This is a genomic window from Saccharopolyspora hattusasensis (assembly GCF_050972075.1).
Classification (GTDB): domain Bacteria; phylum Actinomycetota; class Actinomycetes; order Mycobacteriales; family Pseudonocardiaceae; genus Saccharopolyspora; species Saccharopolyspora hattusasensis.
The window spans coordinates 1,072,823-1,095,346 of record NZ_JBPCDC010000001.1; the positions used below are offsets into that span (position 1 = coordinate 1,072,823).

Sequence of the window (22,524 nt, forward strand, 5' to 3'; positions counted from 1 at the left end):
CACTTTCTGTGTTCAGGCACGCCGCAACACAACCGACCCACATGAAAAGTCAGGGCTAATGATCGACGGGCAGGGTTCAGCACCTTGTGGGTATCGACATCGCGGCACCAGTGTGATGTTGGGGCCGTGTTGGCGAGGTCGGTCATTGTGGGTCGCGGATGATGGGGATGCCGAGGTTGACTGGGCCGGTGGGCTGTCGATCACGCATGCGATCCAGGCGGACGAGCTTCTTTGTGGCCTCGTTCAGGCTGACTTCGAGTCCTTGGACCTCGCCGAGCCACCCGTTCAGCTTCGCTTCTTGGATGCGATCTTTGAGATTGCCGATGATTTCGACCAGGCGGGGCCGTTCTTTGGGAGAAATCCGAAGCATGGCGCACCGCAAACACGCGTGCTCGTGCTGACACGGCGTCCCATATGGACGGCCGCAGTCTCCCAACGCCACCTTGCGAAGCTGGAAGTGCTGCTGGAACTCGCGCCACTCTTCTGCGGTCGGTTCGCGGTACTCGGCCTGCGGCCGCATGGCTCGCCGCTTGTCGAGGAAGGCGCGGTAAGAGCGCACCAAGTCCTCTTGGAAAACAGCCAGGTAGGTTTCCGTTGTGGCCACGGTCTTGTGACCAAGCAACCTTGCTGCGATGTGAACCGGAAGCCCGCCGGTCACCGCGTCCGTGGTGAACATCCTGCGGAAGTCGTGCGGCGTGTAGATCAGCGGCTGGCCTGTTGCATCCCGCAGACCGGTAGCGGCCAGCACTGTGTTGATGAGCTTGTAGACCGTGGTGACGCTGATAGTCATGTGGCGGGAGCCCAACGCTCGCTGGAAGAGGTGCGGCAGGGGCGGGCCAGTGACTCGCTCATACGGGTCGTAGCGGGCGACGAGCGGGACCGCTCCATCATTGTCCTTGCGCAGCCGGGTGATGACGGTGGCCAGGACACTGGCCAACTCGGGACTGACTAGCAGCAGCCGTTCCTCATTTCCTTTGGACGGCACGATTTGCAGCAGGGGAACGATTTCACCGGTATCCGGCAGCTGGTAGGACACCAACGCTAGATGGGTGATCTCCAGTAGTTCCTCGAGGCGGATGCCGGTATGGCGGAGCGTTTCGACGACCGCCCAGGCCCAGAACGCCTCGTCTTCGCGGCGGGTCAGGTTGGTCGTCTCATCGGTGGCCAGGTTCTGCGCTTCGATAGGAAGGTTCGCCTGTTGGCGGGCTGTCCTGGTCAGCGCTTTGGGGGCTGTCCGGCGGTAGCGAGTGCCTGCGTGGTCGAACACTTCACCCGGATCGTGCTCGCCGGCGGCTTCCAGCAACGCCGCTGTCTCGGCCCGGAGGCGTTCGGCGACGTCGGCCAACAGCGGAAGATGAGGAAGTCGCTCTCGGACGCGCTGGTGCATCTCGGAGATAATCCTCTTGCGGGACTTGATATATCCCTGGGTATCGATCTTGCGCACTGGGCTGGGAACCGCCCATGGCGCCCAGCTGGGGTCCTCCAGCGCCCATTCCTGGATGTCGAGATAGAAGGCCCTCACTCGCATGAAGAGGCGGTGGAAGTCCTTGCTCTCCCTGGTTTGTCCGTCCTTGGTGACGAACAATCGCGCCCGTTCTTTCCATGCCTGGGCCGCCTCGTCTGGCAGGTGCAGGGTGTCGATACCCGGATGGTGCTGCTCGATGTTGGCCCAGAAACGCCCGGCCAGGTGGCTGGCCAGGCTGCGGAACGAGCCGTAGTCCATCGCCGGCCGACGCTCGTCGAGATAGCGGACGAGGACATCGCGGACAGGCCGGCACTGGATATCGAAGTCGTCGACCAACTCCCCGGTGCGAAGTTGCCCTCGTTTCAGGGCCGCCCGCAGAGTGACGCCTTCCGGGGTGATTCCGAGCACGCTGAGCAGATCCCAAGCCAGGTGCAGCCCCCGGACCGCTCTGCCGCAGTGGCGATGGCTCCAGGCGTGCAACTCCAGCACGTCCTCCGCGGTCACCTGGTCGAGGTCCTTGCCGGTGCGCAGCACGATCTTGCTGCACACGCTCAACGCCTCACCGCGCTCGCGGGCGCTGAGTCCCCGTTCGATCGCGGCGCGCTCGACGCGGGCGAACGACTTCGGCGAGATGACCATCCGTGTCCGGTCGAACAGGTTGTTGGACCGGTAGCGGGTAAGAAAGTCGTAGTTAGGCACGATCACTCGACACAGCACCAAGGCAGCCAGCCCGACAAGGTGTTGATACCGCTTGGTGTGAGGCTGACGTGTGTCCTCCGGCGCGAGCCCGTCAAGCCAATCCGGGCCGCCGTCGGCCCCGGCCGATACCCATCTGTCCTGCCAGCCTGAACCGGGGTGTTCAAGCAGCCAGTTCAAGATCACACGGGCACCCTTGGTGATCCGGTTCTGGTGCTCGGCGCGGCCTGGCCAGTCCGGTAGCTGGCGCAGCAACCGCAGGACATCCTCGATTGGCAGATGGTCGGCGGAGCCGGTTCGCCGCTGATCGAGCAGATGGAAGTGGTCGTTGGTGATGCGTCGGCCTTGGCGGCTGCGGAGGTTCAGCTGGACTGTCGCGGTGGTCATTGTGGGTTCCTCCCGAACAACACCGAGAGGTCTGCGTCGTCATATCCGACCGCCACCGGCGGTGGTTGCTGCGGCTGCTGCCGGTCGGTCAGATGCTGCTGGACCCGACGGACCACCTGTGCCTCGTCCTCCACGAGATACACATCCGACGTGGTACTCAGGTGCGCGTGGCCTAGGATTGTCTGCACGTCCCGCATGGACAGTGACTCATCCCGGCTCATCCGGATCGCCGCAGTGTGCCTGAGATCGTGCATGGACCAGTTCGTTCCCAAGACGGCGTTAACGCGACGGAAAACCGCACGCAGAGCCTCGTAGTTCATCGGCTGACGCCGCAGTCCGGTGCCCCGGTCACGGCGGCGGAGGGTCAGCCAAAGCGGCTCGTCTCGATCCAGCAGGTCGCCGATATCGGCCAAATACAGGCGAATCCACACAAACGCCTCTGAACTGGCGGGCAGCCACTGCTCTGTGCGGGTGCCCTTACGGATCACGCGGACCAGTTGATCTCCCCAGTCCAAATCGACGCCTCGAACGCCGAGCAGTTCCGACGCTCGGGCGCCGTTGCTGACCGCCACCGCAAGGATCGCCCGGTCCCGATTGGAGCGCATAGCCGAGAACAGCTCGTTCCACCGTTCGTCGGGCATCGCCCGAGGTTTCCGTTTGGGAACCCTGGGGTTGTAGCGCAGACGGCCCTCAGCCCGGAACGGCTCCAGAGGGTTGTGATGGGAGTTGGGCCGACGCCCCTTGACCCGCTCCTGCGGCACCGGGTTGATCAGCGGGCCCGCACCTATGTCCTCGATCCAGAACTGGTAGAAGCTCCGCAGCACCGCGTTCGAGTGCCGGATTGTTCGCGGCTCGTACTGGTCTCCCTGATGGCGCTTGCCAGTGATCGGGTTGACACAGCCCGCAGTGCCTGCCGATTTCGTCCGCGGCCTCTGTCCGGGCTTGGCAGCCTGCTTGAGCCACAGCACCAGATCCCGAACCTCAGCCGGGGTGGCCTTGTCCCAGTCCACCCCAACGGCCCGCAGCCACCGCCACCACCGCAGAAGATCATAGGCATAACTGCGCACCGAGCCCGGCCGGTTGTCCCGGGCCACGAACTCAACCAGGAACCGACGCACCGGTTCCACCGGCACACCATCGGGATCGACCACCAGCCACGGCACCGACCCCGCAGCCGACACAACTCGTCCCCACCGCGGAAGCCGGATCGAGCCGACATTACGTTCAACCTCGTCAAACACCCTCGTCCACCTCTCCGATCAAGGTGGACCAGATCTACCGACTACCCAGTGACAAGCAGCCCCATCTAGACGGCGTGTCGCCCAGTAATCCGGTCAACAGAACGGGTTTGCTGCGGTGCGATCCGTCGAGCCTCCTGCAAGGACCGCAAGGCGTTCTTGCGGTCTCCGTGCATGTGGTAGGCCCGTGCGAGGTCAATGAAGTGGTGGCTTTGCCGTTGCTTGGGCATGGCTCGTGACGGACGCCATCGCTGTGCCGCCTCCAATGCCGCTGTGGAGTCCTGGAACTCTACAAAAGCGGCTCTTCGCAGTGGAGCGGATCCTGTATCCGAGTGATCACTTGTGGTGATAGCTGATTGTTGCGTTCTGTAGCCGCGCCCGTGGCTTGTGTAGGGCGGGGACGAGGTGCGCCCACCGAACCTGTGATGATCTTTGTCGACCAAGAGCAAGGATCATCGGTAGAGGCGGGTGGGCGCGTGTCACAGACTACGGTGCCGGCGCAGTTGCTGGGACTGGACGGGGTCGAGATCGATGTGATCGAGCGGGAGGCGGATGGTTCCTGGACGGTGCATGTGACGACCGCGGCCCCGCGGGCGGCGTGCTGTCCGGGCTGTGGGCACGCCGCGGAGCGGGTCAGAGAGTCCACGGTGCATACCGTCAAGCACGTGACGATGGTCGCGATGCGGGTGAGCTGGCACAAGTCTCGATTCTGGTGTGGGAACGCCGAGTGCGGTAACGCGAGCTTCGTCGAGACGGGGCCGCTGGCCGATCGGCGAGCCGGGATCTCGTCGCACGCCAGGACGGTGACGGGGCATCTGGTCGGGGACTGGCTGGTGCCGGTGTCCCGGGTGGCCGCCGGGGTCGGGATGGCCTGGCACACCGTGCATGACGCGTTCGTCGGGGTGGCCGCCCAGGCGGGGATCGTGGTCACCGACACCACCACGACCACCGACCGTGGGGCCGGTGTGGCCTGCGACGCCGGGCCCGATCGTCAGGACGGGGAGACCGCCGGCGGCGGTGACCCGAGGGTGGCCGACGCGGATCCCGGTGCTGTCGGCACCGATCTGCACCAAGGAGAAGCTCTCCGAGCGGGCACGGAACAAGCTGTTGTGTGTCCTGGCCGATCTGGGCGGGTACGGCCGGCAGATCGGTGCGGCGTGGCGGGCCAAGGAACTGCTCCGCGCGGTGATCGGCCTCTCGCCCAACCAGACCGGCGTGGCAACCACCGGCCACCGGCTACGCCGGGCATTCCACGCGTTCTTCACCTTCTGCGGCACGATCGGCGCCAGCGTCCCGGAGATCGTGACCCTGGCCCAGACCATCTCCACCTGGCGTACCGAGATCGCCCGGGGCGTGCTCACCGGCCACAGCAACGCCGCCGCCGAGGGCGTCAACCGTCTGGTCAAGCTCGTCTACCGGGGTGCGTTCGGGTTCACCAACGTCACCCATCAACAACGCCGCTCCCGCTACACCGCGTCCCGGTCCACCCGCCCCGAATGGCTACACACCGTCAACACCTCTGCTGCACCATGCGTAGTCACATGATTACAAGATCCCGCCAGATGCGAAGAGCCGTGAAACATCACTGACACCACGACAGAAATACGCCAGCGACGCATGCCGGAAACGACACCACCGACGCACCCAACACAGCGACGGTCCAGGCTGATCCAGCGGCCCGATACGGCGGCCCCAAAAGCTCTCACAGCCCACACCACCAGGCCGCCGACCCGCCCAGCAGCGGAGCCACCACAACACACCGCCACCACGCCGCCCAGCGGCATCGACCACACAGCGTCACGAATCCGAGCAGGTGACGGCGATTTTTTCTGCGCATGTCCGGGTTGGGGAAATATGATCACCCTCTACGCCCTAACCAATTTCGCGAGAAATTGACCACCACCCGGGTGAACGCGGAAGGGCCCGATGTCGGCAGATCTCCAAGGCGGGCCGGGGGTGGTGGGCTGCGAGCGCATGGTGATCAATAGGACGATCAAGGTTCGTAGCCGCTGCACTGGCTCGCAGGGGTTGAGCTTCTCGAACGTCACCGGGTTCGTGATCGAGGACAGGGTCGTGGGTAATCAGGCTGCAGCTGCTCAGCAACAAATACGGCGACCTGGGCTCGGGAGGCGCCCCGAGCCTGGTGAAAAAAGCGCTGCGCATGGCTTTCGGCCATGCGCAGCATTTCACGAATCGGTCGCGATCTCCTCGTTGGTGCTGAACCGACCCGAGGTAAACATCGCCCTCGGCAACGAGCGGGCCAGCGCACGACCGTGCGCGGTGGTCAGCGTCTCCTTCGTCCCGCTGGAAGGCGGTAGCCGTCCAGCGAGGTGCACGGGTTATCTCGATGTCAGTCCGCAACTCGATCGACCGAGGCACCGTCCAGGATGGCGTTCGAGGCCCCGTCCGGGATGGCGTTGGCGGCCACGACGTGCGAATAGAACCGGGCGCTGTCTTTGATCGTGCGCTGCTGGGTGTCGAAGTCGACGTGAACGAGACCGAACCGCTGCGAATACCCCATCGCCCACTCGAAGTTGTCCAGCAACGACCAGGCGAGGTAGCCGCGAACGTCTGCGCCTTGCTCGATCGCCCGGTGGACGGCGCGGAGGTGCTCGGCGAAGTAGCGGATCCGTTCGCCGTCTCGGATCCGGCCGTCGAAGTCGACCGCGTCAGGGAAAGCAGCGCCGTTCTCCGCCACCACGAGCGGAAGGTCCGGGCAGTGCCGGTGCAGCCACAGCAACAGGTCAGTCAGCGACTCTGGTGTCTGCTCCCAACCGAACGAGGTGAGCGGGCCGCGCGGCGGAAGCACGTTGAAGCCCCGCAAACCTGGAAGGCCGCAGTTGCTCGGTGCGGTTGGATCCGGCAACGGTGCCACGCGGGTCGGCGCGTAATAGTTCACCCCGAGCCAGTCGATCGGGGCGGCAATCGTCGTCAGGTCGCCATCATGGATCGCGGGTTCCAGGGCCTGCAGGTGAGCGACATCGCCGAGCACGTCCTCGGGATAGCCGCGGCCCAGCACCGGATCGAGGAAGATCCTGTTATGCATACCATCGAATTTGCGCGCCGCCTCGCGGTGCGGCTCGTCGTCCACATCGACCAGTACCGGCGAGAAGTTCAGCACGATGGAAAATCGCTGCCCAGGGCTTGCGGCTGTCCGCAATACGTCCATTGCCCATCCGTGAGCCAACAGGAGATGGTGTCCTGCGACTAGCGCCGTGCCGGGATCGACGATTCCGGGCGCATGAACCCCGTTGCCGTAGCCGAGAAAGGCCGAGCAGAACGGCTCGTTGAGCGTCGTCCACTCCTGGACTCGATCGCCGAGAGCGCTGTACACCGTCGCCGCGTAATCGGCGAACCGTGCGGCGGTGTCGCGGACGCGCCATCCCCCGGTGTCTTCGAGTGCCTGCGGCAGATCCCAGTGGTAGAGCGTGACCATCGGATTAATGCCGTGGCTGAGCAGCTCGTCGACAAGCCGATCGTAGAACGCGATTCCCGATGGTTGCAACGTCCGCCCGTCCGGCATGACTCGGGGCCAGGACACCGAGAAGCGGTACGTCGGGAACCCGAGTTCCGCGATCAGTGCGACGTCTTCGGGGTAGCGGTGAAAGTGATCGCAGGCCGTCTCACCCGTGTCGCCGTTGACGACCGTGCCCTCCCGGGCGGTGAACGTGTCCCAGATGGACGCCCCACGACCATCTTCTTTCGCACCACCTTCGATCTGATACGAGGCCGTGGCAACCCCCCAGGCAAAGCCCGGTGGGAATGCAAGTTCCTGCCCGTTGGTCATAACCACCTCATCCGTTGACTGAAGCCCGCGTAATTCCGTTCACGATCTGACGTGCAAGCAAGACAAATACGATGATAACGGGCAAAACGCCGAGAGTCGTACCGGTCAGCATCAACGAGTAGTCCAGGAAGTACCCGCTCGCCAGCCTCGACAGGGCGACCTGAACGGTGGGGCTCTCGTTCGGGTCCAGCACGATCAGCGGCCAGAAGAAATCGTTCCACGCCGCCATGAACGTCACCATGCCCAGCACCGCCGCCTGGGGACGGATCGCAGGGACCGCGACGTGCCAGAACGTTCCCCACAGCGAACAGCCGTCGACCCGGGCCGCATCGACCAGCTCGACGTGCACCGCCTCCTCGCACGCTTGGCGCATCCAGAACACGCTGAACGCGTTGATCAGTCCCGGCACGATCACCGCTTCCAAACGGCCGTACCATCCGAAGTTTCCGACCACCATGTACAGGGGGACCACGCCGAGCTGGGCGGGCACCATCACCGTGCCGAGCACGACCAGGAACAGGGTGTTCCTTCCCGGGAAGCGCAGGCGGGCGAAAGCGAATCCGGCGAAGCTCGACAGCACGACGGTCGAGACCATGACTGTGCCCGACACGATCAACGAGTTCTGGATCGCCAACCAGAAATCCACGGTGTCGAAGACACGTCGGACGTTGTCCAGGAAGTAGCCGCCTGGGATCAGCGGAGGAGTCACCTCACCGATCGCCGATCCGTCACTCGAAGCCACCACGAAGGACCAGTACAGCGGGAAAACCGACGTCGCGACCACCGCGAAGAGGAAGCCGTAGACCAGACCGCCGGGCCGGCGGTCCAGTCGCCGCGCGCCCGCAGATCCGCGAACCCGCGGCGGCCGGCCAACAACACTCGCGCTCATGACTCAACCGCCTCCCCGAATGCGGCGGACCAGCGCGAAGTTCGCCAAGGCGGACAGCAGGCAAACAATGAACAGCACCCACGCGATTGCCGCCGCGTACCCGGCGTCGAACAGGCCGAACCCCTTCTCGTAGAGGTACATGGTCAACGTCTGGAACTGGCGGTCGTTGCCACCAACACCCGCGGTTCCCGACGAGTCGAACAGCTGCGGCTCCGCGAACAGCTGCAGGCCGCCGATCGTCGACACCACCACGGTGAAGATGATGGTCGGCCGGATTCCGGGGACGGTGATCGACCAGAACGACCGCCACCTCGATGCTCCGTCCAGCGCTGCGGCTTCGTAGAGCTCCCTCGAGACGTTGCGCATGGCCGCCAGGTAAAGCAGGGCGTTGTAGCCGGTCCAACGCCACATCACCATGACCGCGATGGCCAGGTGGGAGGACCAGCGCTGCGCCTCCCATTCCACGGGTTCCACGCCGAGCATTCCCAAGATCCAGTTGATCACGCCGAAATCACGCCCGAACAACTGACCGAAGACCAGCGCCACGGCTACCACTGAAACGACGTTCGGCAGCAGGACGCCGGCCCGCCATGCGGTTCCCGCCCGCAGTGGCCGGTTGAGCAAGGCCGCAATGCCGAGAGCGGCCAACAACTGCGGAACGGTGGAAACCAGGAAGATGCTCGCGGTGTTGAACAGGGCGTTGTAGAAGTCGGGGTCGGCGAACAGCGCAGCGTAGTTCGCCAACCCGACGAAACCCTGATCACCGTCGATCAGCTGCCAGTCGTGCAGCGAGACCCACGCGGTGTACAGCAGCGGGAAAAGGCCGAACACCGCGAACAGCACGAAGAAGGGCGCGATGAAGAGGTAGGGCGAGACTCGACCGTCGATCCTGGCGAGCAGTTGGCTCGAGCGTGAACCCGAAACTGTTGACGGCAAGGCCGACGGGCGCGCTGGCATCGGTCTCTACTTGACTGCTTCGCGTGCCTGCTGGACTGCTTCGGCCCACGCCTCGTCGAGGGTTTGCTTCCCGTCTTCGACGCGGCCAAGCGCCAGACCGAACTTCGGGCGCACGAGGCTGTCCTTGGGACCGCGGTAGTTCGGTCGCAGGCTGTCCGCGGCGGACGCGTAGATCTTGCCCACCGGCGCGTTGTTGAAGTACGGATCGGTCTTGCTGACCACCTCGGGGGCCTGGTAGGCGGCTGGTGTGCTGGGCAGGATTCCGCTCTGCAAGAAGATCTTCTTCTGCTGTTCTGGAGCGGTCAGCCACTTCGCGACGTCGTAGGCTTCCTTCTGGTGCGAGCTCTGCTTGGGCACAGCAAGGTAGGAGCCGCCCTGGTTGCCGCTGTTGCCGGGGACCGTCGTGACGTCCCACTTGCCCGTGTTCGCATTGCCGCCCGCATCCTTGACCTGCTCCAGCATCCAGGCCGGGCAGTTCATGACGGCGAACGAACCCTGCTTGACCGCGACGTTCCACGCCTGGGTGTAGGTGGTCACCTTGGCGGTCTGGCCCTTCGCCCCGATGCTCCCGGCGATGTCGAAGGCGCGGCGCAGGTTCGGATTCCGGTCAGCGATGAACGAATCGTCCGTCTTGGAGAAGAAGTTCTCCTCGGACTGGTTGAGGATCGCGGTGTAAAGGCTGCCGGCAGAATCGGCGAACTTCGCATCAGGTACTGCCGCGCTGAACCGATCGGCAACCCGGGCGAACTCTTCCCAGGTCGGCCACAGCTTGGCCACCTCATCGCGGTCGGTTGGCAGGCCGGCCTTCCCGAACATGTCACGGCGGTAGCAGAGCGCGAGACCACCCATGTCCGTCCCGAGGCCGAGGACGAAGCTGCCGTCCTTGCTGGCCCCCTGCTCCCACTTCCAAGGGGACCACTGGCCCTGCAACTCCTTGGCCCCGAAATCGGCAAGGTTGACGAACTTGTCCTTGGACTGCAGGAACTGCGGCATGTACTGCTCTTCGATCGCGATGACGTCGGCGACGCCGCTCCCGCCTGCGAGATGGGTGGCCAGCCCCTTGTGGTGCGCCTCGAAGTCGGAGACCTGGGGCACGAGGTCGATGTTGGGGTGCTGCGCCTCGTACTCCGCGAACAGCGGTTCGTAGCCGAACTCACCGAAGGTCGCGACCTTGATCTCAATCTTCCCGCTGTCGGATCCGCCGGCTCCCCCGCACCCTGCCAGCGCCCCCAGCAGGATTGCGCTCAACGCGAGGGCTGACCAGGATGAACGTCTTATCGTCATCGCACTTCCTCATCTGTCAGTCGCGAACCACCATGGCGCAGACTGATCATGAGTTCACCAAGTGCCCGAGAAGCATGTCCACATCGGGAAGCAAAATCTGCCCATTGGTACATCCGGCCGCGGTCATACGACCGCGGATGAGCGCGCGGAGTCGCGTGGACCACGGGCGTCAACCCCCTCCAAAGGGACTTGCGAAGCATGCTCACTTGCTGACAGAATCTCTTCATTTTCGCTCTACGCCCGTACCGCGCGCCTGTGGTTTGGTCGTTCAGGCTGACGCTGCTACGGCATCGAGCTGCCAGAAGAACGCGTCGCCGAGCGAGCTGCCAGAAGAACGCGTCGCCGAGCGAGCTTCCTCGTTCGGCGACGCAAACAGACTCTCCGGCATCCGCGGGGCGGCGGTCAGCAATTCTCGCCCATCCACCACCCCTGCCGCGGCGCCCGAACGGGGACAGACTATTGAAGCGTGTCAGATCACGCCTGCACGCATTGCGTAGGCGACGACATGTGGCCGGTTGCGCAACTTGAGCCTGTTGGTCATTCCGTAGATGACGTTCTTCACGGTGCGCTCCGAATAGGCCAGCTTTTCAGCGATATCAGCAGTATCCAAGCCCTCGGCCAGCAAGCGGACGACATCGAGCTCGCGCGGTGTCAACCCGGAAGCGCTGATGCCGCGCGGCGCCAGGACCTCCCGCTGCAGACGAGCAATCTCGCGGAGCAGCTCTCCCATCAGGTCCGGCGGCAGCACGCCACCTCCGGTCGCGGCGACCTGGATGACTCTTATCAAATGATCCTCGGTGGCCGCAGTGCGTGGAATCACCGCCGCCACACCACATTCGACCGCCGCGAGCAAACCAGCCGGATCCAACTGGTCAATCACCAGGACCGCACTGCGCTCCAAGTCGGCCCCCAAGGCGCGCAAGGCGGTCACCCCGTCAGTCAGTCGCTCGGCTGCCAGGACGACGACGTCCACCTCGACGAGGTTTCGATTCGGCACCACCAACACCTCGGCGCGAGAGTCGAGGCAGCTTTCAAGCCCAGCATGCGTAATGGCATCGGAGGAAAGCACAGCCACGCGAACTCGTTCCATCGCACCTCCCGTGGTTCTCTACTCTGCACCGAACAACCTGCCGGAGCCGACTCCACAAGGTCTCTACGTCTTCTCCAGATCGGCTGGAAACATGTGAAGTCCCGCCGGAATCACGCCATCGCACATCCGCACATGTGCTTAGCCGAACCCGTCCACCACGTGCGGGTCCGTGCAACCTCGCAGGGACGCGAGGGCAACGTGCTAGCCGGTACCTCAGCGGGGCGCTAACGTTGCAATGCAGGATCGGGATCGAATACTCCTACCTGAGGCCTGCGATCGCGTCAATTGCCAGCCAAAGGCGGTCCGCATCCCCGCGGCAGAAGGATCAGCCGCGCGCATACGTACCTTTTGCTCTGACCGCCCCAGGGGAGGATGAGATGTCCGTCACGGACCGGGACACAGCCCTGCCGGGCGCCCAGCAACAGGATTTCACAGACGCCCTCGACCAGGTGCTCTTCCACATGGGCTCGGCCCTTGACGAGGAGCAAACGGCCGTGGTGGCAGCCCACCTGGAGCGCGGGAACGTGCTGCCCGCGGCGGAGGCGATGGCGTCCATCGGGGCGGCGAGACGGCGGCGGATGTCGCGTGAAGACCGCGTCCTTCTCCGGTTGGTCATCGAAACGTACGACGGCAACCTCACGGACATCGATCGCTTGGACACGCAAGCCGTCCTTGACGCCCCGACCGTCAGAATCAAAGCACCTCGATTCCTCGGTCTGGCTTGATTCTCCCGGAAGCACCCGAAAACCAGGCTACGCGGAACTACCGGAGGCTGCCCCGCACGAAGGGCATGGCGCCTGCGCCGTCCAAGGCACCTCCCCTGGAAACCCACGCGAGGGGGTAGGAATTCCTACCCCCTATTTTGCTGCCAGAAAACGCGGCGAGACCGAAGAACACCCGTGAGTAAAACATTCACCGGGTGCGCGGAGAGTGTGGGTTCTAGTGTTGAGCTGACAGTCGGTGATCAAGTGGGGGCCGGTGATCACGGCGTTGATCGGATGCGGTGTGATCGTGAAGTGCCGGTGCCGGATGAGTGCGGCCGGGTGCATACGGCCACTCGCCCGGTGGGCGCTCGTGGTGGCGCGGTGGGCTACGGCCCGAACCTGCAAAGTTTCGCGGTGCATCTGATGGTCGTGCACTTCATCCCCGCGCACCGCTGCGTGCAACTGCTCCAGTCGCTGACTGGCGCCGCCCCGTCGGTGGGGTTCGTGCACGGCATGCTGCATCGTGCCGCCGGGCTGCTGGCCGAGGTCGACAAGCGCATCCGCACGCTGATCACCCAGGCCTACGCCGTCTGCTGCGATGAAACCCCACTGCGGGTCGGGTCACGTACACCCAAGCCGGGCAGGAAGAAAGCCGAGAAGTACCTGCTGGTCGCGTGCACCGAGCTCTACACCCACTACCTGCTCGGCGACCGGGACCTGGCCACCTTCAAGGCGTTCGTGCTGGCCGATCCGGCCGGCTCGGTGATCGTGCACGACCGCTACCAAAACTACGACTCCGCCGAGCTCGGTGAGCTGACCCACCAGTTGTGCTGCCAGCATTTGCTTCGTGATCTTGATGGTGCCGCCGAGATCTATCCCGATGCGCACTGGCCCACCCAGATCGCCGATGCGCTGCGCGGGCTGATCCACCACGCCAACCTCACCCGCGACGCCGGTCGTGATGCCATCGACGAACAGACGAAGAATGCGCTGATCAAGCGGCTTCGAGATGGTGTACTGGTTGGGCTGTCCGACACAACCAGCCATGGCAACCGTCCCGGTGAACGTAAAGCCCGGCTGTTGCTGGAAGTCCTGCGCGACCGCGAGCCCGACGTGCTGCGCTTCGCCCACGATCTGAAGGTGCCGCCCACCTCCAACCAGGCCGAACGCGACCTACGGCCCAGCACAGTGCAACAAAACATCTCCGGGCGACTGACCAGCGAGAAACGCACCACCGACCGCTACCGAATCCGCGGATACCTCTCCACCGCGGTCAAACACGGTCACAACCGCACCCGTGAGTGTTTGTGGGTGCCCTAGCACCCAAAAGCGCTCACGGCCACCCGACTCAATGCAGGTCAGTCTGCAGTAATCGACTGAGTTCCTCGTCGATGCTCATCCACTGGCCCTCGTCACCGGGGGCGACGACGCCGTAGGTCTCGTCGAGGAACTCCGCAAGTTTGGCAGCGGGCGCTTCGAAGGCCGCCTGCCCGGACGGCGAGCTCAATGCGATGATGACGACCTCGTGGTTGTCGAGTTGGGGGATGATCTGCACGTCACCTTCGCCACTCGCAACGACCAGTCCGTCCGCCAGCAGGTCCCGGGCGATCAACCAGTCGATCTGACCACTCATCCCCGCGTGGAAGCTCATGTTCACGGCGTACGGCTCACTGCTCTCGTACCGCATTTCCACCCTAACCGGCGTCTTCACGCCCGCCGGGGCCGTCAGGCCGAAAACCGCGGTAGAGCGGATCGTCTTGTGGTTCTGGCTCACCATGGCTGCACTCCTAAGCGTCGAATCCTGCACGTCACACAGCATGGCCGTCCTCGATCCACAACTTCTTCACGCCGTCTTCAGCTCGTCGCAAACCGCCGGCGACCACCCGCCGCAAGCGGTGGAACAGCTCGGGAGGTCCAGCCGACGAGCAGAAACGACACCGACCGCGAGACGCCGCCAAAGACGCAGCGGTGTCAAAGCACTCCTCCTGACGGCGCACGTGCGCGAAGGGGCAATCCTTCGGGCAAACAGCACGCGTGTACAAACGGGCAATCCTTCGAGCAAACAAGATCAAGGACACAAACGGATGCCCGAAGGTGCACTATCTTACAGGAGACCCAACCATCGGTGGCTTCTGTGTAACTAGGGGTGGCAATGCCTGTGAGCGTGAGCGGCCCGCTCAAGGTCGAATTGCTGGGGCCTTCGCGCGCTTGGCTCGGACAAGAGGAGATCACGCTGGGCCCACCACGCCAGCGAGCGGTGTTCGCGGCGGTAGCGCTGCACGCCAATCACGCCGTCTCCCGGCATGAACTCATCGATGCACTGTGGGGAGAACGCCCTCCCACCAGCGCCGAAGGCAGCGTCTACACCTACATTTCAGGCCTGCGCCGCAGCCTGGAACCGCAGCGCTCCCGACGGTCCAACGACGGCATCCTGGTCTCACAACCAGCCGGTTACACGCTTCGGCTCGCTCCGGAAGACCTGGACGTCGCCGTCTTCGAGCGGCTGCGCGACCAGGGTCGGCAACAGCTTTCCTCCGGTGACACTGAGGCCGCGGTCGAATCCCTGAACGCTGCGTTGGGTCTGTGGCGCGGGGAAGCGCTGTCCGGCGTCCCGGGGCCATTCGCCGAGCGCCAACGCGAACGCCTGGCGGAATTGCGCCTAGCGACCATCGAGCACCGTTCGAAGGCTGTCCTCGCACTGGGCGGTCACGTGGATCTGGCTGCGGAGCTCGCCGGGCTGGTCCGCGACTTCCCGTTACGGGAGTCCCTGCGCGTGTTGTTGATGACCACCCTGTACCGCAGCGGACGGCCGGCGGAGGCATTGGAGGTCTACCGGGACGCCCGCCGAATGCTGGTTGAGGAGCTCGGCGTCGAACCAGGGCCCGAGCTGAGTCGAGTGCACGAACAGATCCTGGCCAACGATCCTGCGTTGGACGCAGAGCCGGCGAGGCCACCGGCGGCTGGCAAAGTACCACGGTCGGCCAGCTGCCCACCGCTGTCGGTCGTTCCGGCCCACGTCACCCGTGCACTGCAGCGAAGCGAGGAAAGCCGCTTCGTCGGACGCACTTCGGAGGTCACCCGCCTGCGGGACTTGGTTACCGAGGTGCTCGCGGGCCGTGGCCGGCCGGTATGGATCGAGGGCGATCCGGGGATCGGGAAATCCGAGCTGCTCACAGTTGCTCTCGCCGATGCCGGCCGCCGCGGCTGCCAACTCGCATGGGCGGTGGCTGACGAACTGAGTCAGCGATTCCCGCTCCAGGTCATGACGGAGTGTCTCGGGATCGATGCGACGGCATCCGACCCGCGGCGGGCACAGCTTGCCGCCACCCTGCACGGCGAGCATTCCGCCGACCCGGTCCACCGGCTGCTCGAACTCGTCGATGAGATCTGCGTGATCTCGCCGCTGATTCTGGTCATCGACGATCTGCAGTGGGCGGACGAGGCCAGCGTTCTGGTGTGGCACCGGCTCTGCGCGGCGACGCGCCAATTGCCGCTGCTGCTGGTCGCGGCATCACGCCCGGCACCAGACCGGGCGGAGGTGGGACAGCTGCGCCGCGCCGTCGAATCGCGGGATGGCGAGGTTTTCCTGATGGCTCCGCTGTCCGAGACCGAGACCGACCAGCTGCTCGGCGAATTGGTCGGCGCCAAACCAGGTCCGGTGCTGCGGGAAATAGCCGGACGCGCCGCGGGAAATCCGATGTACGTGCAGGAAATGACCGACGCCTTGCTGCGGGCCGATGCCGTGGCCATCGGCGACGGCACTGCCGACGTCCCCGCGTCATCGATCTCGGATGCTCCTCAATCCCTCGTTGCCGCTGTCGGTAGGCGACTCGACTTCCTTTCCCCGCGCGCCCGGGAAGTGCTCCGCTGGGGTGCGCTGTTCGGTCTGGAATTCTCCGTCACCGACGTCGCCGCGGCCACTGGCCAACAAGCGTTCGAGCTTCTGTCGGCCTTCGAGGAAGCTGTCGCTGCCGATGTCGTCGTCGATGCCGAGACCCAACTGGCGTTCCGGCACCCGCTACTGCGGCAGGCGCTCTACGACGGAATCCCGAAGGCGGTGCGGGGTGCGCTGCACCGGCAGGCGGCGGAGGCATTCGCCCGCGGCGGTGCCCCGGTGCGGCAGGTCGCCGAACAGCTCCTGGCCGCACCGGCTGCCGACGACCGCTGGGTGCTGGAGTGGCTGGCGGACAACCACGTCGCCGTGTCCAACCGGGCACCGCTGATCGCCATCGAGCTGTTCGAGCGTGCGCTCGAAACCTGCCCGGCCAGTGACGCCAACCGAGAGGTGCTGCTCGCCGCGCTCGCGAAGGTGCTGTTCCGGGCGGGCCGCGACGCGGAGCCGAAAGTGCGGCAAGCCCTCGCCGTCGCGACCGACCCGTACCGGTCGGCGGAGATGCGGCAGCTGCTGGCAGCGATGTTGTTCCGAAGAGGCGAAACAGCCGTGGCGATCGACACTCTGGGGGGCTCGGCCGACAATCCCTCGGTACCAGAGATCTGGCGAGCCAGGCACAGATCGCTGCAGGCGAACTTCCGCCGCGGCGACCTCAGCGACCTCGACGCGACCGAGGAAAGCGCCGTTGACGCCTATGCGGAGGCGGTGACGGCGGGTGAGCCCTACCCGATCGCGCACGCGTTGCAGACCAGGTGGCTGGTGGACACGGTGCGCCGGGATCACCTGCGAGCGCTGGAGTACGTCGACAAGGCGCTCGAGGTGATCGGCGATGATCCCGACCTCTCCGAATTCCGCTTCGATCTGCTCGACAACCGGACGTTCACCTTGCAGAACCTGGATCGCCTGGACGAGGCGGAAGAGACGATGCGCTCGGCCCGCAAGGTCGCGGCACAGGACCTCTCGTCCAGCGGTCTTCAGGTGACCGAGGCGGTGCACTACTACTGGGTGGGCCGCTGGGACGAAGCCATGCTCGAGTTGCAGACCCTGACCGAGGATGGACCTGCGATCTCGTTCTACGGGTTGCGCGAGCCCGGTCCGGCCGCGTTGCTCTCACACGGAGTCGGCGCGTTGATCGCCGGGCGGCGGGAAGACGCCAAGACGATCGCGCGTCATCTCGACGCTGCCGAGGAGTACTCGCCGTCGAGCGGCGCGGAGCGGGAAAACGTCGACTTCTTGCTGGTCGCGCAGGCACTGGCGGCCGAGCAACGCGGGGAACCGGAAAAGGCCCTGTCCATCATGGATCCGATCCTAAGTCCGGGGTTCGCGCCCCTGATGCTGCGGCACCAATGGCTGCCGGACCTCGTCCGGCTGGCGGTTGAGCTCGGCGATCTCAACCGGGCACACCAGGCGTTGGACGTGTGCCGAGAGGAAGCGGTCGAGGAAAGCCAGCCGGCTCGGGCGTTCACCGCGGCTGCCCGCTGCGAAGGGCTCATCTCCGGCGACCCCGAACCGATCATGGCCGCGGTGCAGCACTACCGGGAGGTGGGGCGCGGGATCGAACTCGCCGCGGCTCTAGAAGATGTCGCGCTGCTCCTGGCCCAACGGGATCTGCGGGACGACGCCCAGCGCACACTCGACGAGGCCGTCCAGCAATTCGGCCTGCTGTCTGCCCGCTGGGACATCCGCCGAGCCGAGTCCAGGCTACGCGCACATGGGATTCTCCCGAGTCCGCACACCCGGGTCACGCGCCCCGCCGACGGCTGGGCTGCCCTGTCCCTGGAAGAGGTCAGGATCGCAATCCTGGTCTCGGAAGGACGTTCCAACCCGGACATCGCTGCCGAGCTGGCCGTACCACGACGAATTGTGCAAAGTCATGTAACCAGCATCCTGGGCAAGCTGAACGTGCACTCTCGATTCGCCGTCGTCGACGAAGTTCGCAGACACGTCCCAGACCACGCGCTGGCCGAGGTTCACAGGTAATCGCCTGGGTCGACATCCAGCAACAGGTCTCGCAACGCCGCGCGCAACCGTTCGACCTGCAACGGCGTGAGCACCACATCAAGACCATCTGGAGTGGTCAGAACCATCCTCCGTCCAGCGAACACAAGCGTCAGTTCGCGATCGCTGCCCTGTTCGTCGGAGCATGGAAGCACGCATCCCGCTGTATTCGCGGGGATCTCATCCGTGGCGAGCATCGAGGTCCTCCTTCGCGCCGCGACCTTCCGGCATACGCCGGATTCGGTCGCCAGCGCCGGGAAGTTAGCCGAGGGCCACCTGTTTCGCGCAGTCGCTCACCCACGTGGCCCGTCTCCTTCTGATCAGATCGCTCCGACTCTCATCGCATAGGCCACCGCGTGTGGCCGGTTGCGCAGGTTGAGTCGATTGGTCACCCCATAGACGACGTTCTTGACCGTCCGCTCGGAGTAGCACAACTGTTGTGCGATCTCCGCGGTGTCCAGTCCGTCAGCCATCAACCGCAGTACGTCTACTTCCCGGGAGGTCAACCCGGATGCGTTCAAGCCTTTCGGGGTCAACACTTCCCGCTGCAGGTAATCGACCTGCTTGAGTAACTCGCCCAGCAGGTTGGGTGGCATCATGGCGCCACCCTTGGCCGCGGCGATCACGCTGTTGATCAGTCTCGATCCGGTAGCCGCGGTGCGCGGCAGCACGGCCACGACGCGGGATTCGACCGCACCGAGCACATCAGCCGGGTTGAGTTCGTTGGTGACCAGCACTCTGGGCATCGACCACTGCTGTGCGGAATGCCGCATATCGGTCAGAATCTTGGCATTGACGCGGTCTGCGGCGAACACGATCACATCGGCTTCAGCGGGGTTGGCGACCACGAAGAGCTCGGTCCGCGTCTTGAGGAAACTCGTCAAGCCCGCCAGGGTGATCGGATCCTCGGCCTGCACACCCACGCGCACTCGGTTCATCGGGGCCTCCCACACGCTCTGTGATGTCTTGATCTCAGTGTGCGAAGACCGTCTTCACAATTTCTCTACACTTTCTCTACGTTTGTTGTCCCTGATCAGAACTGCTGCACGGTCAGGCTGCACCGGCTCCACTCGTCGAGCAGGAGGTCGATCCAGACGACATGCAGTTGGGCGGCCTGTTCGTTACCCGCCGCACGGCACCACAGGACGTACTGGCGGGCGTCCGACATCTCAGTCTCCAATTGCCGCAACACAAGCCCGCCATCCTCCGGCCGTCCTTCCGTTCCCAACACGTTTCCTCCCCGTCATGTCTGGACAACCAGGCCGAGTCGCGCTGCACGGAGCAGCCGTTGGGGGAACGTACGCGCAAATGCGACCGGCCTCTCCCCCACAAGCCAGTTGCGGTCACGCCAACCGGACGCCGCACGAACGGGCAATCGGCGTTCGGGACTGCGTCGGAATACTGGCGAATAGTTTAGCGCCCGCGACGCGGAAAACAGAACGGATCTGGACAATGGTTCCGCTCCGCGCACGGAAATACGAGAACGCGGTCACGGGCTACCCCGAATCGCCCGTGACCACGTCCCGTGCCGGCGTTCCCTAGGCGCGGACAAAGGGCGCACCGACGTTCTGGAGGAGCCCGGCTAATGATCCTCGCCGGTTCCCTCCAGAGCCTTCGCCGCGGCCACTCGCTTGCGGACGCAGAACCAGCCGATCACCAGCGCGATTACAAGCACCGGCACGCACAGCAGGGTCATCCGTCCCGCCGGGACGTCGAACCACATCAGGACCGCGACGGACAGCAAGAACGCGATCGTGACGATCTGGGTGACCGGCGAGCCTGGCAAGCGGTAGGTCGGCCGCGTGACTGCTCCGGTCCGCGCCTTGCGCACGAACAGGAGGTGGCACAGCATGATCATGCCCCAGGTGGTGATGATCGCGATCGCGGTGAAGTTCAGGACGATCTCGAACGCATCAGCGGGCACCACGTAGTTCAGCCCCACACCGAGCACGCAGACCGCGCCGGTGAGCATGATCCCGCCGTAGGGAACCTGGCTGCGGTTCATCAAGCCGGTGAACTTCGGAGCCGAACCGGCTGCCGCCATCGAGCGCAGGATGCGGCCGGTGGAGTAAAGCCCCGAGTTGAGGCTGGACATCGCCGCGGTCAGCACCACGAGGTTCATCACGTCACCCACGGCCGGAACTCCGACCTGCGACAGGACAGTCACGAACGGGCTCTCGCCCTTCTCGTACGCGTTCCACGGCAGCAGCATCGACAGCAACACCACCGAGCCGACGTAGAAGATGCCGATCCGCCACATGATCGAGTTGATCGCCTTCGGCATGATCTTCGCGGGGTTCTCCGTCTCCCCCGCGGCGACGCCGACCAGCTCCACGGCGGCATAGGCGAACACGATCCCCTGGACCACGAGGACCAGCGGCACCAGACCGTTGGGAAGGATACCTCCGTGGTCCGCGATCAACTGCGGCCCCGGCACCGTGCCACCGATCGGTTGCGCCACAACCAGCAGAACGATACCGACGGCCATGAAGGCGACCAGTGCGCCGACCTTGACGATCGCGAACCAGAACTCCATCTCACCGAAAAGCCGCACAGAGACGAGGTTCAGCGAAAGCACCACCACCAGCGCCGCCAGCGCCAGCACCCACTGCGGCACGGGCGTGAACATGCTCCAGTAGTGCGCATACAGCGAGATCGCAGTGATGTCGGCAATACCCGTGGTCGCCCAGTTCAGGAAATACATCCACCCGGCAACGAAGGCACCCTTCTCACCCATGAACTCCCGCGCATAGGACACGAAGGCACCCGACGACGGCCGATGCAGAATCAGCTCGCCCAGCGCACGCACAACGAGGAACGCGAACACACCGCAGACGGCGTACGCGATCGCAAGCGCCGGACCAGCCTGCGCCAACCGCCCACCCGCCCCGAGGAAAAGTCCGGTTCCGATCGCACCCCCAATCGCTATCATGTTGATGTGCCGGGGTTTCAGGGACTTGCGGTATCCCCTGTCTCCTGGGTCAACATGTATTTCCCGTTCCGGCTGACTAGGATCCTGCAATGTTTGCTTAGTCACAGAGTTCTCTCGTTTCCGGTGTCGTCTCCTGAACAACACGCCAATGCGACCCACGGGAGATCGCCAGACCCGTCGTGCTCGTGACACTTGGAGAGGAATGCTGGGGCCAAGTTTGCGAATGGTCAAGGTCTCCACACGAGAACGGGTTTTCCGGGCAGCCCCCATGTCCCACTGAGGCAACGATTCCGGTTTTGCTCCGAAAATCCGGCGCGAACGAACAGCGTCCGTAGCGCTGCATTTTGCCGACGAAGCACCGAATTGTGATTTAGGCCATCTCGGGCAACCAAAGGTGCACGTGGGTGCCGACCAATCGTGAATTACCCGCTTACTTTCGTAACATCGACGTTACGAGTCGGCTGATGCAGCGACATCGAGAACCGGCGGCGCAAGTCCCGCCACGACAACGACATGTGGAGGCGATCAACGTGAGCACCGTTCGGTGGCGGCCGGTCGACGGCGCCAGACATGCCATGCGCAAGGAGCAACTTCACTGCGAACTCGGCACCGAATTCGCCGCACTTTGCGGTAAGACCATCAAACTGGTCCGACCAAAGGAAACCGACTGGTTCTGGGACAGCTGCCCAGACTGCTGGGCTGCGGCGAAGATCATTAACAGCGCCGCGGCCCGCGAGAGGACGCTGCACCGAGGGTGATTCCGGCGAGGGGTCGGGCACCGTGCCCGTGGTGGGCCAGGACGAGTGCGACTCGGACGATGATGCCGATTCACGAGCCCATGGTGCCGATTCGCGAGCCCGGTGGTGAAATTCCGGGTTCGACATCGCAAGCCCCGGGACGAGATCCCGCCGGGCCGAGTCAAGGCTTGGACGTTGCCGCCCTGCCGTCGGGTCTTGCCGGAATACCAGCACCGGTCGATCTGGGCGCCTTTGGCAGTTGTGGTTCGCGCCGACATGGCCGGCGGAGAAGAAACCTTTCCGTCCACGATCGCAAAATCGTGAGCGTGGATTTTGGTTCGCTGGAGGGCTTCGTGCCGATCCGGTCCTGGGCTGCCACCCATGATGACCTGTCGAGCTACCGGTAGCCGGTCGCGTTATCACGGGTCGACGTGGGACCGCACGACGGTCCCCAAAACGCCGCAGCCC

General features: G+C 64.6%; 18 protein-coding genes. 5 read left to right on the forward strand and 13 right to left on the reverse strand.

Annotated features, from left to right (window positions below; all coding sequences use genetic code 11):
• Positions 1 to 142: 142 nt before the first annotated feature.
• Entirely contained in the window at positions 143 to 2,548 is a 2,406-nt protein-coding gene (locus ACRXBZ_RS05045) for a tyrosine-type recombinase/integrase (protein WP_433877551.1), read from the reverse strand.
• Positions 2,545 to 3,789 (reverse strand): tyrosine-type recombinase/integrase, encoded by a 1,245-nt coding sequence (locus tag ACRXBZ_RS05050; protein ID WP_433877550.1) that lies wholly within the window; start codon positions 3,787 to 3,789, stop codon positions 2,545 to 2,547. The genes ACRXBZ_RS05045 and ACRXBZ_RS05050 overlap by 4 nt, the downstream gene beginning before the upstream one ends.
• A 1,014-nt stretch (positions 3,790 to 4,803) precedes the next feature.
• On the opposite strand from ACRXBZ_RS05050, the gene ACRXBZ_RS05055 reads away from it, so the two are divergent.
• The gene (locus ACRXBZ_RS05055) at positions 4,804 to 5,331 is read left to right on the forward strand and encodes a transposase (protein ID WP_433878013.1); all 528 of its coding nucleotides are present in this window, start codon (positions 4,804 to 4,806) and stop codon (positions 5,329 to 5,331) included.
• Between the two features lie 641 nt (positions 5,332 to 5,972).
• Here the strand turns inward: ACRXBZ_RS05055 and ACRXBZ_RS05060 are convergent.
• The 6 genes from ACRXBZ_RS05060 to ACRXBZ_RS05085 all read right to left on the reverse strand — a co-directional run bounded on the left by ACRXBZ_RS05060 (position 5,973) and on the right by ACRXBZ_RS05085 (position 11,793).
• Entirely contained in the window at positions 5,973 to 6,122 is a 150-nt protein-coding gene (locus ACRXBZ_RS05060) for a hypothetical protein (RefSeq protein WP_433878014.1), read from the reverse strand.
• A gap of 14 nt (positions 6,123 to 6,136) precedes the next feature.
• A complete protein-coding gene (locus tag ACRXBZ_RS05065) occupies positions 6,137 to 7,573 on the reverse strand; it encodes a GH1 family beta-glucosidase (RefSeq protein ID WP_433878015.1) in 1,437 nt (478 codons plus the stop codon).
• Positions 7,574 to 7,580: 7 nt separating this feature from the next.
• Positions 7,581 to 8,462 carry a carbohydrate ABC transporter permease gene (locus ACRXBZ_RS05070; protein WP_433878016.1) on the reverse strand — a complete coding sequence of 294 codons (882 nt, stop codon included), beginning with the start codon at positions 8,460 to 8,462 and terminating at the stop codon, positions 7,581 to 7,583.
• A 3-nt stretch (positions 8,463 to 8,465) separates the two neighbouring features.
• Positions 8,466 to 9,419: a carbohydrate ABC transporter permease gene (locus ACRXBZ_RS05075; protein ID WP_433878017.1), complete on the reverse strand. Its 954-nt coding sequence runs from the start codon at positions 9,417 to 9,419 to the stop codon at positions 8,466 to 8,468.
• 6 nt (positions 9,420 to 9,425) lie between these two features.
• Entirely contained in the window at positions 9,426 to 10,703 is a 1,278-nt protein-coding gene (locus ACRXBZ_RS05080) for an ABC transporter substrate-binding protein (protein WP_433878018.1), read from the reverse strand.
• A 469-nt stretch (positions 10,704 to 11,172) separates the two neighbouring features.
• Complete coding sequence (locus ACRXBZ_RS05085) at positions 11,173 to 11,793, reverse strand: helix-turn-helix transcriptional regulator (protein ID WP_433878019.1); 621 nt, start codon at positions 11,791 to 11,793, stop codon at positions 11,173 to 11,175.
• A 377-nt stretch (positions 11,794 to 12,170) separates the two neighbouring features.
• Between ACRXBZ_RS05085 and ACRXBZ_RS05090 the strand changes: the two genes are divergently transcribed.
• Together ACRXBZ_RS05090 and ACRXBZ_RS05095 are read left to right on the forward strand one after the other, a co-directional pair.
• Positions 12,171 to 12,518 (forward strand): hypothetical protein, encoded by a 348-nt coding sequence (locus tag ACRXBZ_RS05090; RefSeq protein ID WP_433878020.1) that lies wholly within the window; start codon positions 12,171 to 12,173, stop codon positions 12,516 to 12,518.
• Between the two features lie 318 nt (positions 12,519 to 12,836).
• Complete coding sequence (locus ACRXBZ_RS05095) at positions 12,837 to 13,817, forward strand: IS66 family transposase (protein ID WP_433878021.1); 981 nt, start codon at positions 12,837 to 12,839, stop codon at positions 13,815 to 13,817.
• Between the two features lie 28 nt (positions 13,818 to 13,845).
• Here ACRXBZ_RS05095 and ACRXBZ_RS05100 read toward each other — a convergent pair whose 3' ends face one another.
• Positions 13,846 to 14,274 (reverse strand): SsgA family sporulation/cell division regulator, encoded by a 429-nt coding sequence (locus ACRXBZ_RS05100; RefSeq protein WP_433878022.1) that lies wholly within the window; start codon positions 14,272 to 14,274, stop codon positions 13,846 to 13,848.
• Between the two features lie 375 nt (positions 14,275 to 14,649).
• On the opposite strand from ACRXBZ_RS05100, the gene ACRXBZ_RS05105 reads away from it, so the two are divergent.
• The gene (locus ACRXBZ_RS05105; protein ID WP_433878023.1) at positions 14,650 to 18,369 is read left to right on the forward strand and encodes a BTAD domain-containing putative transcriptional regulator; all 3,720 of its coding nucleotides are present in this window, start codon (positions 14,650 to 14,652) and stop codon (positions 18,367 to 18,369) included.
• Here the strand turns inward: ACRXBZ_RS05105 and ACRXBZ_RS05110 are convergent.
• From ACRXBZ_RS05110 to ACRXBZ_RS05125, 4 genes are all read right to left on the reverse strand, one after another.
• Complete coding sequence (locus tag ACRXBZ_RS05110) at positions 18,360 to 18,584, reverse strand: hypothetical protein (RefSeq protein ID WP_168589661.1); 225 nt, start codon at positions 18,582 to 18,584, stop codon at positions 18,360 to 18,362. The genes ACRXBZ_RS05105 and ACRXBZ_RS05110 overlap by 10 nt on opposite strands.
• A 123-nt stretch (positions 18,585 to 18,707) precedes the next feature.
• Positions 18,708 to 19,325 carry a helix-turn-helix transcriptional regulator gene (locus ACRXBZ_RS05115; protein ID WP_168589662.1) on the reverse strand — a complete coding sequence of 206 codons (618 nt, stop codon included), beginning with the start codon at positions 19,323 to 19,325 and terminating at the stop codon, positions 18,708 to 18,710.
• Between the two features lie 95 nt (positions 19,326 to 19,420).
• Entirely contained in the window at positions 19,421 to 19,555 is a 135-nt protein-coding gene (locus ACRXBZ_RS05120) for a hypothetical protein (RefSeq protein ID WP_433878024.1), read from the reverse strand.
• A gap of 414 nt (positions 19,556 to 19,969) precedes the next feature.
• The gene (locus tag ACRXBZ_RS05125; protein WP_433878025.1) at positions 19,970 to 21,424 is read right to left on the reverse strand and encodes an amino acid permease; all 1,455 of its coding nucleotides are present in this window, start codon (positions 21,422 to 21,424) and stop codon (positions 19,970 to 19,972) included.
• 425 nt (positions 21,425 to 21,849) lie between these two features.
• Here ACRXBZ_RS05125 and ACRXBZ_RS05130 point away from each other — a divergent pair, with 425 nt between their 5' ends.
• The gene (locus tag ACRXBZ_RS05130; RefSeq protein WP_433878026.1) at positions 21,850 to 22,077 is read left to right on the forward strand and encodes an HC3 family zinc finger protein; all 228 of its coding nucleotides are present in this window, start codon (positions 21,850 to 21,852) and stop codon (positions 22,075 to 22,077) included.
• The last annotated feature ends 447 nt before the right edge of the window (positions 22,078 to 22,524 follow it).

Bases quoted from the DNA above. Each gene is read 5' to 3' on its own strand.
- ACRXBZ_RS05115 (WP_168589662.1), bottom strand. From the start codon at position 19,325: ATGAACCGAGTGCGCGTGGGTGTGCAGGCCGAGGATCCGATCACCCTG.
- ACRXBZ_RS05085 (WP_433878019.1), bottom strand. From the start codon at position 11,793: ATGGAACGAGTTCGCGTGGCTGTGCTTTCCTCCGATGCCATTACGCAT.
- ACRXBZ_RS05120 (WP_433878024.1), bottom strand. From the start codon at position 19,555: ATGTCGGACGCCCGCCAGTACGTCCTGTGGTGCCGTGCGGCGGGTAAC.
- ACRXBZ_RS05045 (WP_433877551.1), bottom strand. From the start codon at position 2,548: ATGACCACCGCGACAGTCCAGCTGAACCTCCGCAGCCGCCAAGGCCGA.
- ACRXBZ_RS05065 (WP_433878015.1), bottom strand. From the start codon at position 7,573: ATGACCAACGGGCAGGAACTTGCATTCCCACCGGGCTTTGCCTGGGGG.
- ACRXBZ_RS05090 (WP_433878020.1), top strand. From the start codon at position 12,171: ATGTCCGTCACGGACCGGGACACAGCCCTGCCGGGCGCCCAGCAACAG.
- ACRXBZ_RS05110 (WP_168589661.1), bottom strand. From the start codon at position 18,584: ATGCTCGCCACGGATGAGATCCCCGCGAATACAGCGGGATGCGTGCTT.
- ACRXBZ_RS05075 (WP_433878017.1), bottom strand. From the start codon at position 9,419: ATGCCAGCGCGCCCGTCGGCCTTGCCGTCAACAGTTTCGGGTTCACGC.
- ACRXBZ_RS05070 (WP_433878016.1), bottom strand. From the start codon at position 8,462: ATGAGCGCGAGTGTTGTTGGCCGGCCGCCGCGGGTTCGCGGATCTGCG.
- ACRXBZ_RS05080 (WP_433878018.1), bottom strand. From the start codon at position 10,703: ATGACGATAAGACGTTCATCCTGGTCAGCCCTCGCGTTGAGCGCAATC.
- ACRXBZ_RS05100 (WP_433878022.1), bottom strand. From the start codon at position 14,274: ATGGTGAGCCAGAACCACAAGACGATCCGCTCTACCGCGGTTTTCGGC.
- ACRXBZ_RS05105 (WP_433878023.1), top strand. From the start codon at position 14,650: ATGCCTGTGAGCGTGAGCGGCCCGCTCAAGGTCGAATTGCTGGGGCCT.